Here is a 9,829-nt window from a genome sequence, read left to right on the forward strand (position 1 = left end):
TGAATACATCTGTTTTCCTAAGCAATTACATTATAATTACTACTTCACATATATTAGGACTAAACCAATAGTTGAACCAAGATATGCAACCGTCGACGTATCGGAGAAACTTTTGCCGAAGCTGTGTCCTTGCTTATAGCGGCCTTTTTACATCGGTACTAATATTGCACATCGCATTAGCACCAAAGTCTTGCAAGTTTCCTCGTCTCATTTTCCGTGATATCCTAACCTAATAATAAGGGAGGATATTACTATGAAATATTCAAACGAAGAAAAGCTATCCATTGTCGCACGCTGTCAGCAAGGGGAAAGCGTCGCCGCTCTTTCCAATGAACTCTCTATCCCACGCAGTACCTTATATCGGTGGCTCAAATCTTTTCCTACAGACAGTGCTGGAAAGCCGTTAAAGTTTTCCTATCAAGAATACACATTACTCCAGCGTAAAGTTGAAAAGTTGCAAAACGTCATCACGATTCTAAAGTCTGCCGATTGCTTGGTATCTGCGCCATTAAAGGAACGGCTGTACGCGCTGGAACCGTTTTATGGGAAGTATGAGGTCCACACAATATGCGAAGCACTGGATGTCGACCGTGGTACATTTTACAATCATATGTTACGAAACAAGCGTGAAAATGCCTGGTTTGAAAAGCGCCGAGAAGAGTATTGCCAACTGATCCGCGATGTGTTCGATGAATATCAGCAGGTGCTGGGCGCGGAGAAAATTCAAACGATTCTTGTTCAGAGAGGTCATCAAGTCAGTAAGGAGTATGTTTCACGGCTCATGAGTGAAATGGGACTGCGCAGCGTTCGGATGACAGCAAAGAAGGAATATCTGAAGCTTCGTGAGCCGGAGAGAAAGAAAAATCTCCTGCAGCAGCAATTTACTGCTGATCAGCCAAATCAGAGGTGGGTCAGCGATGTTAGCTGCTTTAAAATCGGAGATCACTATCTCTATGTCTGCGCGATCATTGATCTTTTCTCACGCAGAGTGATCGCATATAAGATCTCAAAGAAGAACAGTACCCAGCTCATCACGGCCACGTTTAAGATGGCTTATGAGGAGCGAGATCCTCCAGCCGGACTTATTTTTCATAGTGATCGAGGCGCGCAATATACATCTCATCGGTTCCAGAAGCTCTTACATGAGCACAATGTAACACAGTCGTTTTCGCGCCCCGGCGAGCCACATGACAATGCGGTAGCAGAGTCATTTTTCGCATCACTGAAAAAAGAAGAGCTCTACCGAAGAAATATTACTTCCGATAGAGCATTTCAAGCCAGTGTCGCTTCCTATATTGAGTTTTATAATACCCGAAGGCCGCATCGAACATTGAAAAATCTGACGCCATGCCAGATGGAAGAAAACTTCTACAAAAATGCCAAATGAGACATCGGTGTTTGAATCGCCTGGCTTTTGCGTTTTCTACCTCGATTTGAAGAGGTTTGAATTTGAGCGTCTCATATCTGCTTTGGCGTGATATCTTCAAAAAATGCTGTCATGCCAAGGCTTTTAAGATACAAAACGACCCTACCCGATCCGCAAGTCTCATCAACTTGTTCGGATTGGGTAGGGTCGTTCATTTTGGTACGCCCGACTGGATTCGAACCAGCGGCCTTTAGAGTCGGAATTATCAGACCGGCAAACTGGAAAGCTCTGCAGGGCAACGGTTTGGTTGGTATCGCACAAATTTCCGCCATTTTGAGAAAAAGCCTCGAAAGCCTTGCAGGGCAAGACTTCCGAGGTTTTTCGCGGTAGTAGTCAAATAGTAGTCTGCGCGTTATGCCAGCAACTCCATCAATTTCCTTGCGGCATCCATGCAATCCCGAGCTTCCTCTTCGGACACAGGCATATAAGAGTCAGATGGATAGCGGGTTTCAATATAAAACTGGTTTACATACGCACAGTCTCTGAGGTTACCTTTCAACGGTGCCCCTGCCGCAGTTGCCTTTCTGCGCAGAAATACAAGGCTATGTCCATCCAACAATTCGCCTGTCGTTTTGAGTAGCCAGCCCTTCAGCATATTCTCCATCGCCTGTTGGCAATGAAACGCGACTAAATCGTTACCGCCGTCATGCTCCATTAAGATTTCTGCGCCTCGCAGGTCATGTGCCGCTTTTTCAAACCAGTCCTTATAACGGAGGCTGTCACCCATAAAGTACAACCCCTTCCCTGTTCAGCTTGTGGGCAAAGCTCTGGCTATCTGCCACGCTGTGTTCCCACTCCTCCGGCGTATACAAAAGGAAGTCAATCGGCGTATCAGATTCCGTATCACAATACAAATCTGTCAGCAGCGAGCGCTTATCATTGGTCGACGCAATGATGCAAAGGTCAATATCACTCTTTGCTGTCGCGGTTCCCTTCGCCTGCGAGCCAAACAGCAGGATCTTCTGCGGATCACAGAGCTGGATAACCTGTTCTCGAATCGCGTTTAGCTTTTCCACTGTATCGCCCACTTGTCACAGCAAATTCTCTATTTGCAGTATAGCACGGAACGGCCCAAAATAAAAGCGATTTTTATGGCAGCTTCTTTCAGTCTTCTCAATGACTTATCTCTTTTTAAGAGAGTCTGCACCTTATCAAAGGTTTCGTGACTGATAATTGCCTCGTGGGTATCGGCCACCCGCACCCATTCTTCCTCCGGCACAGCCTCGATCTGATGCACATTGTAGCTTTTCACACGGCGGCGGCTTTGCACCAAATCCCCAGTGTAAATCGGGTTTGTCAGAATGATTGTGAGCACCCGATCACCCCACATGGGACTATCCGATACTGAGCTGGCTGGCAAGTCCTTTTCTCTACGGTAAGTAGTCGGCTCGGAATCCCATATTTAATTTCATATTTGCGTAGTTGAGGTGGCTAAACATAAGAGGTACAATACATCTGAAACTTTGGGATAAAATGTCCCAAATAGGGATGAGCAAAACTCCGATTTGCTCATAAGACAACACAATAAATAGTGCCATCCGACTTGGCTGCGGACTATATATTGTGATTCGACTTTGCGAAACTCGCGTTTTGCTCACCCCTATGTCCCAAAGATAAAATAAAAAATTTTATGATTTTTATGTGACGCACATCATTGTTTTGTGGTGTATTAGAGTGAAAGGCCTTGAAGCTCTGAAAAAAGGAGGGATACGATGGAAGATAAAAAAATCGTAGATTTATATTGGTTGCGTTCTGAAAGCGCAATATCAGAAACCAAAACCAAGTACGGCAAGTATTGCCACACCATCGCACACAATATTCTTTGCAACATTGAGGACAGCGAAGAATGTGTGAATGATACATATTTGCGGGCTTGGAACAGTATGCCGCAGCATCGCCCGTCTGTCTTGAAAACATTTCTCGGCAAGATTACAAGAAATCTTGCGTTAAACAGATACAAGACGCTTTCTGCAAATAAACGAAATTATGGTCAAGTACCCCTTGCGCTGGACGAGTTGCAAGAGTGCATCCCCGGAGAGGATAATACCGCAAATATTGTGGATGATATGGCTTTGGCTGAGATTTTTAATTGTTTTCTCGCATCCTTGTCTAAGGAGCAACGGAAAATCTTTATGCGCCGTTATTGGTATCTGAGCAGTATCAAAGAGATTGCCAATGAGTACAGCATGGGAGAAAGCAAGGTGAAAATGTCCTTGATGCGTTCAAGGAACGAACTGAAAACGCTGTTGGAAATGGAGGGAATATCACTATGAAAGAAGAACGAATTTTGCAACTTCTTGGTGAAGTGGATGAAAAATACATTGCTGAAGCCGCCCCGGAAGAAACCCCAAAAAAGAAGCCTGTTTTGCGAAGATTGATGATCGTTGCTGCGTGTTTAGGCTTGCTGTTGACCTTGGGGTGTGCTGCTGTCGCCGTTAGCCCGGAAGTTCGAGCGGCTGTTCAGAGTATCATTGAAATTCTGTTTCCCCCAAAAGAAGTAACGGTTACGCCGGAAGGACTGCCGGAATCCGTTCCCCATACGGCACAGGGACAGGAACCTACAGAAGATGCTCCTGGTTTTGCCATCTATGTGGACGAAGGTGGGTATGAAATGACCGAAGAAAACGGTGCATTTGTCATCCGACCTAAAAAATCTTCTCTTTCCAGAGAGGATGTCCGACAGAACAATTCTGCTTTGCTGGAGGGCCTTACTGTTGAGGAACAGGAAGCATTCATTGATGACCGGCTTGCAAAACAGGAGGCTTTCTACGCAGCCCTGCCGCCTTGTGAAATGGAAATCCGTGAATTGGAGGGCACAGACCTCGAAGCCGTTGCCACTGCTATAAGAACGGAAATGACACAAACATGGGAGACTGTCACAGAGATCGAGAACGAGGATTTCCGGCTTAGCTTTCTTGCCTCTGGCGGAACGGCTTGGGATGCTCCGCAGGAAAACCATTATTTCTATCCGAACGGAGAACGGCGGGTGTACCATATTATTATTCGTTACTATTCAGAAGCAGAAGAAGGACATGGATACCGGTTCCGTACCATGCTGGAGACATTTTCGGTAATTGATCCTACTTCTATCATCCAGCCACAGGTTAATACGGTGACAAAATCTACAGAACTGGATACAGACACAAGAAAAGCCTATGCAGCTACGCTCCGAAATCTTTTATACAGTAATATTTTGCCGGACGGGAAACAGGCTGAAATGCCAGCCGGCTCATCCTCACAGTTCGCTGTGGCTGATGTAGATGCTGACGGGAAAGAGGAACTGGTGTTGCTCTATGATTCCGGTGTGACAGCAAACTCGGCGGGATATATCATCGGATATGATGCAGAAACGGGGAACATTTACATCCAACTGGAGGAATTTCCGTTCTTTGTCTTTTTGGAAAACGGCAATCTGAAAGCTCTTTCCTCCCACAATCAGACCTATGGAGAGATGTGGCCGTATATATTTTATCAATATCTGCCGGAGAGTGACTCCTATCGGTTGGCTGGATATATTCACTCTGAAGATCAAGCTATTTTTGACGCAAACGGTGTACCCGAACGCTATCCGACTGCTGCAGACCGTTCCCATACGGGAACCGTCTATTATTTGGGAGACACTGCTTGGAGTACGACTCCTATGGATGAGGCTGACTATTTAGCATGGTTGGAAGAAAATCATGGGAACGCTCAGGAATTGGAGATTGAATACCTACCATTAACCGAAGAAAGTATTTTAACTATTGATATCAGCAAACTGTTGGTTGAATGTGAGAACATGAAAAATGCAATAGGAAAGTAATTCCATATCCATACGATCATCACCTTGCGGTCATCATACCCCAAAGTTGTCGGTATGACAAGCAACCCGCTGTTGCGAAGCCGCGCCGCAGGCTTCATTTATCGCACAGCCTTTTCTTTCAGTCATCCAACTCCGTCTCATGCTTGAGGATCGCGCCGGTGGCGGCGTTGATCTCGTAGTCATATTCCATATTGCCGGATTTGAACTCGACCTCGTAGACGAGTATTCCATCCTCATCGTCCAGTTCGACATCCATGTCATACGCTTCGTTTTCGCTCACACCTGCGTGATTCAGGGCAATAGATTTTGCCTTGGCGTAGCCAATGTCCTGCGCTGTTCCGGACGGATCGGGCTTCTGATCAGAGGGCTTCGTTGTTTCATTTGGCGTGGAAGCAGTGGTCAGCAAGTCCTTTTGTCCGCTGAGCACGTTCCCCGTGTAAGCGTCCACCAGATACTCAAACTCACCCCATGCCGTGTGCAGCTCCACCTCGTAGTGGGCGGGGGATTCGTCCAGTTCGGAATCGACCTCCGCCGTGACAGAGTCCAGCGCCGTTGTTCCGGCATACTGCTCCGCGGCGTAGGCGGCGGCATCCTTGCCGATGGGCATGGCGGGCGCGCCCGCCTCGGCAAGATCCTTGAGTTCTTCAACCGAAAGCTTCGCCAATTCGTCAAACTTCAGGGTGGAATTGAGTGCAAGCACACGGTTCACCAGCGCCGCTTTTCCGGTGGAAATGCTGTTTTCCCGCGCCTGCTGTTCCCGCCCCGCGTCCTGCGTCAGCGTCTGCGTCAGAACGGCGGCCTTCGCTTCGCTGGTCTGCAACACACCGTCCACGGTGCTGGTCAGCTCACGCTGGAGCTTTTCCGCACGGGCGGTATCCTTGTCCTCCACCGAGATCATGATGGCGGAGGAAATGCTGTCGAGATAGCCGTTGCGCACGAGGCTTCCCACGATGGCATTTACTGCCACATCGAGCTTCGCGCCCTTGAGGTCCGCGCCGTTGCCCATATCCGCAAGGATGGCCTTCGCGTCCTCGTTGAGCGGCGTGCAGACAAGCACCTTTTCGCTCCGATTCACCTTCAGCTCGATGCTCGGGTTCACATCCAGCGACACCACGGACGCCACCGCGTTCGCTCGCTGATAGAACACGCCTCCGCCGCCAAGCAGCATTACAGCAAGGCAGGCGGCAATGAGCGATGTCCATTTTCTATTTGCCATTTTCTTTGTTGTCATGTTGATTACCGTTCCTTTCCGCTCTTCACAGCGGGAGAGAACGCCATTCACATCATCCGGCGCGGTCTTTTCAAGCGCCGCAGCCAGCCTCTGCTCCATTTTTTCATTGGTCATCGGGCGTCATCTCCTTCCAGAAAGCTGCGCATCTTTTTCAATGCTCTGTGATATTTCGACAGGACGGTGGGGAGCGGCAGTTCCAGCAGCGCCGCGATCTCCCGGTGTTTCAGGCCCGTAACAGCGTGGAGCAGCACGATGCGCCGCTCCTCGTCAGCGAGGCTTGCCAATGCGCCTTGCAGCAGCGCACGCTCGTCGGCGTCCAAACCGCACTTCTGCGCAGGAATGGCGTCCCATTCCTCCTCGCTGAGGGCGGCATGGCGTTCCTCCCGCCGCAGGCGCATCAAGCACAGGTTTCGGCACACGGCCAGCAGCCAGCCCATGGGCGAGCCGGTGGGCCGGTACTGCGCCGCACAATCCCACACCTGCACGTAGACGTCCTGCGTCAGGTCCTGCGCGTCCTGCGCGTTTTTGAGGTAGGACAGCGCTAAGCCGTACACCGCTGATCTCGTGCGCTGATACAGCTCCGCCAGCGCTTCACGCTCACCGCCGGCAATGTGGATCAGCAACTGCTGCAGCTCGTGCCGATCCTCTGCCGGAGCATATTCGGTTGTCATCAGCATACTGAGCATAGGCTTCCATCTCCTGTCATCCGTGTAATGCACGGAAAGGACGATTTATTGCATTTGGAATTAAAAAAATTTTGATCAAGATCCGCTGAGCACCTCGTAAACACGGACAAGCTCTGCTGTCTCACAGATAAACCGATCTGCCAGCATCTGCTCCTCCCACCATGTTCTCTGCGGCGTTGCGTCATACCCCGCGTCCTGCTCCGCCTCCGCTTTGGCGGCGCGGATGGCCTTCTGTGCGGAGAGCCACCGACCGTAGGCCCCGCCATACAAGTCCTTCTTCAGTTTCCGCAGCGCGGACTTGTACGCCTTCTCCGCTCCGCTGGGGCCGTTGTAGTTGAGATAGATCGCCAGCTCCTGAAAGGTCATGCCGACCTTGTCCGGCTGACCGATGCCGAGGTAGCTTCGCACCAGATTCAACTCTCTGGACGTCAGCACCTCCTCCATCCGCTGCATCAGCAGCGTCCGGTATTCTTTTATCAATGCCCCAGCTACCTTGGCAGATACATTCAGTTCTCCGCACACCACCTTGACCAACTCAGCATCAGATGAGTCACATGCCTCCGCACAGAGGTATGCCACCCTGCGCAGTTGATTGTACCGGCTGACGGGAATGGACAAAGAGGAAGAATACTGTGCAGCGTAGTCCATCATCGCCGCTTCCATCACGGGTGTCGCATAGGTCAGCAGTTTTGTTCCATGGGTGGGGTCAAAGCGCCCCGCCGCGTCCAGCAGTGCCAGCGCCGCCTCCTGCTTCAAATCCTCCATCTCACACCACAGCGTGTACGCCCGCGCCAGTTCAGTGAGGTAACCCTCGTTCTGTGAGATAAGCCGCTCCGCGGCGTTTTTGTCTCCGGCTTGTATCCGCAAAGCCAGATCTTCATTGCAGGGGCCGTTCCCGGCAACGGTATACATATTTTTCGGCACAGGAACGCCCCCTTTCTCATTTCAGCCGCTTTTCTGCCTCCGCGTAAATGTGTTCCAATTCCATGTCCCGCGCATACCCGTCAGCGGCATAGTCGTTGTCCAGCAGCGCCTTGTCCCGGTAGTTCCCCGCCAGATAGAGCGCCTCCTGCCTTAGTTCGTCGGAGATCTTTCCCCGCCAGTGATGCTTGCGGATGGTGTCGGTGCGGGTATTGAACAGGCGGTAGACCGGGTGCTGCTTGTTCTGCTCCTTCTGGTGCTTCATCGCGCCGTACTGCCGGCAGGTATAGCGATTGTCCTGCGGTGCGACGCCGTCGCAGTATTTGGGGGTGTGACCGTTGGTGGTCAGAAAGTATCTCCCGCAGCCTTGGCACTGGCTGGGTGCGTGGCCGTGGTGCAATCCGTTCATCAGGTCGAACACATAAAAGTCAATGGCACGCTTGCAAATCACGCGCTGCGCGGTTTTCCATTTTTCCTCATCGTTCTCATCCTGAAAATAGTTGAATCCTGTGATAACTCTTGGATAAGAGAAAAATTCCTCTACCCCGCCAAACGGCATTTGCTCCAGCAGGTTCAGAAAGCTGTCATCCTCATCAAAGCACTCATGCGCCGCCTTTGCGAAGGCGTCTGCATTACGCCGCTTCGCTCTGCGCAGATATTTCTTTTCGAATGCGCGGATGAGCAGACAAAAATTATAGATCGCCACCAGGATTCTCAGGATCGGCTCGCAAGAGGAAAGCGCCAAGTACGGAAGATGCGCCTCCCCTTCCTCATAGTCCCGATCAAGCCGCTCCTCGCTCAAAGCATGTTCAAGATCCTCATACGCACCTTGGCTTTCGCAATAGCAAAATGGCGGGCAAGTATACAGCCAGGAAACCGTGTCATGCAGCAGCGGTTTCAGTTGTGCCGCAATATCATGGCGCTTGCTTTTTTCGGCTGTGCTCAAATCGTCCACAAGCGCCGTCAGCACAGTGATACGCTCCAGCAGAGGATCGTGGATCGCTCCGGCAAAGTTCAAGATCTCCGCCGCAAAATGTCCCGCTGGAAATTCCTTTCCCTCGTAGTACACACGGTCATTCCAGCAGTCCATTGTCATGGTGTCAAACGTATTATACTGATCCGTCCCGATCTTCAAAAGCCCGCCCCCTGTCCCATATCCGTTTTGCATCCGTCCTGCGATATTCTCATTCTATCAAAAAACACAGAATAATCAAGTGAAAGGGTTAGAGCCTCGACTGCAGCGAGGTCTCTGCCCTTATCTTTTTATCCGGAGGAAATGAAATTGAAAAAAGAAAACCGATTGCTGACCATCGACGGTGAAACGTTAATGAGTCAGCCGCTCACACCGCTGAACTTCGTGGTGGATACGCTGCTCTCTCAGGGCCTGCACATCCTCGCAGGCTCTCCCAAGGTGGGAAAATCATGGCTGGCGCTGTGGCTGGCGGTCACGGTGGCGAAGGGCGATCCCGTCTGGGGCATGGGTGTGAAACAGGGCACCACGCTCTACCTCTGCTTGGAGGATTCCACCCTCCGCATCCAGAACCGCCTGTTCGAGATCACGGATGACGCCCCCGCCAGCGTCCACTTCACCACCAACAGCAACACCCTTGGCAAGGGCTTGGAGGAACAGCTCCGCGCCTTGTCTTGACAAAGGCAACCCCCGGCTATGCCGGGGGAGAAAAAGAGCTTATAGCGAGGGGCGGAGTAGACAAGAAAAAGTCTCCAAGTTAGAGTGAATGAAAGGTTTGCCGACCAAATTCACA

At 50.6% G+C, this 9,829-nt stretch carries 11 protein-coding genes; 4 read left to right on the forward strand and 7 right to left on the reverse strand.

Going from position 1 to position 9,829, the window contains the following annotated elements; all coding sequences use genetic code 11:
• The first annotated feature begins 253 nt into the window (after positions 1-253).
• Positions 254-1,387, forward strand: a complete 1,134-nt coding sequence (locus PY311_RS05630) for an IS3 family transposase (RefSeq protein WP_286147706.1) — start codon at positions 254-256, stop codon at positions 1,385-1,387.
• 391 nt (positions 1,388-1,778) lie between these two features.
• Here the strand turns inward: PY311_RS05630 and PY311_RS05635 are convergent, their stop codons facing one another.
• From PY311_RS05635 to PY311_RS05645, 3 genes are read right to left on the reverse strand one after another with little or no spacing between them, the layout of a single operon-like run.
• A complete protein-coding gene (locus tag PY311_RS05635) occupies positions 1,779-2,153 on the reverse strand; it encodes a HEPN domain-containing protein (RefSeq protein ID WP_286147707.1) in 375 nt (124 codons plus the stop codon).
• A complete protein-coding gene (locus PY311_RS05640) occupies positions 2,146-2,442 on the reverse strand; it encodes a nucleotidyltransferase domain-containing protein (protein ID WP_187015962.1) in 297 nt (98 codons plus the stop codon). Before PY311_RS05640 ends, PY311_RS05635 begins: the two co-directional genes overlap by 8 nt.
• A 29-nt stretch (positions 2,443-2,471) precedes the next feature.
• A complete protein-coding gene (locus tag PY311_RS05645) occupies positions 2,472-2,786 on the reverse strand; it encodes a recombinase family protein (protein ID WP_286147708.1) in 315 nt (104 codons plus the stop codon).
• A gap of 352 nt (positions 2,787-3,138) precedes the next feature.
• Between PY311_RS05645 and PY311_RS05650 the strand changes: the two genes are divergently transcribed.
• Together PY311_RS05650 and PY311_RS05655 are read left to right on the forward strand one after the other, a co-directional pair.
• Positions 3,139-3,699 carry an RNA polymerase sigma factor gene (locus tag PY311_RS05650; protein ID WP_286147709.1) on the forward strand — a complete coding sequence of 187 codons (561 nt, stop codon included), beginning with the start codon at positions 3,139-3,141 and terminating at the stop codon, positions 3,697-3,699.
• Positions 3,696-5,228, forward strand: coding sequence for a hypothetical protein (locus PY311_RS05655; RefSeq protein WP_286147710.1), 1,533 nt, complete (start codon positions 3,696-3,698; stop codon positions 5,226-5,228). Before PY311_RS05650 ends, PY311_RS05655 begins: the two co-directional genes overlap by 4 nt.
• 118 nt (positions 5,229-5,346) lie before the next feature.
• Here the strand turns inward: PY311_RS05655 and PY311_RS05660 are convergent, their stop codons facing one another.
• The 4 genes from PY311_RS05660 to PY311_RS05675 form a co-directional block, all read right to left on the reverse strand.
• Positions 5,347-6,573 (reverse strand): PepSY domain-containing protein, encoded by a 1,227-nt coding sequence (locus PY311_RS05660; protein WP_286147711.1) that lies wholly within the window; start codon positions 6,571-6,573, stop codon positions 5,347-5,349.
• Positions 6,570-7,145, reverse strand: a complete 576-nt coding sequence (locus PY311_RS05665) for an RNA polymerase sigma factor (RefSeq protein ID WP_286147712.1) — start codon at positions 7,143-7,145, stop codon at positions 6,570-6,572. The genes PY311_RS05660 and PY311_RS05665 overlap by 4 nt, the downstream gene beginning before the upstream one ends.
• A 75-nt stretch (positions 7,146-7,220) precedes the next feature.
• Positions 7,221-8,069: a sigma factor gene (locus tag PY311_RS05670; protein ID WP_286147713.1), complete on the reverse strand. Its 849-nt coding sequence runs from the start codon at positions 8,067-8,069 to the stop codon at positions 7,221-7,223.
• Between the two features lie 16 nt (positions 8,070-8,085).
• Positions 8,086-9,201, reverse strand: a complete 1,116-nt coding sequence (locus PY311_RS05675) for a DUF6076 domain-containing protein (RefSeq protein ID WP_286147714.1) — start codon at positions 9,199-9,201, stop codon at positions 8,086-8,088.
• Between the two features lie 147 nt (positions 9,202-9,348).
• Between PY311_RS05675 and PY311_RS05680 the strand changes: the two genes are divergently transcribed.
• Complete coding sequence (locus PY311_RS05680; protein WP_286147715.1) at positions 9,349-9,714, forward strand: AAA family ATPase; 366 nt, start codon at positions 9,349-9,351, stop codon at positions 9,712-9,714.
• The last annotated feature ends 115 nt before the right edge of the window (positions 9,715-9,829 follow it).

It is taken from the genome of Neopoerus faecalis (genome assembly GCF_029218125.1).
Lineage (GTDB): Bacteria > Bacillota > Clostridia > Oscillospirales > Oscillospiraceae > Oscillibacter > Oscillibacter faecalis_A.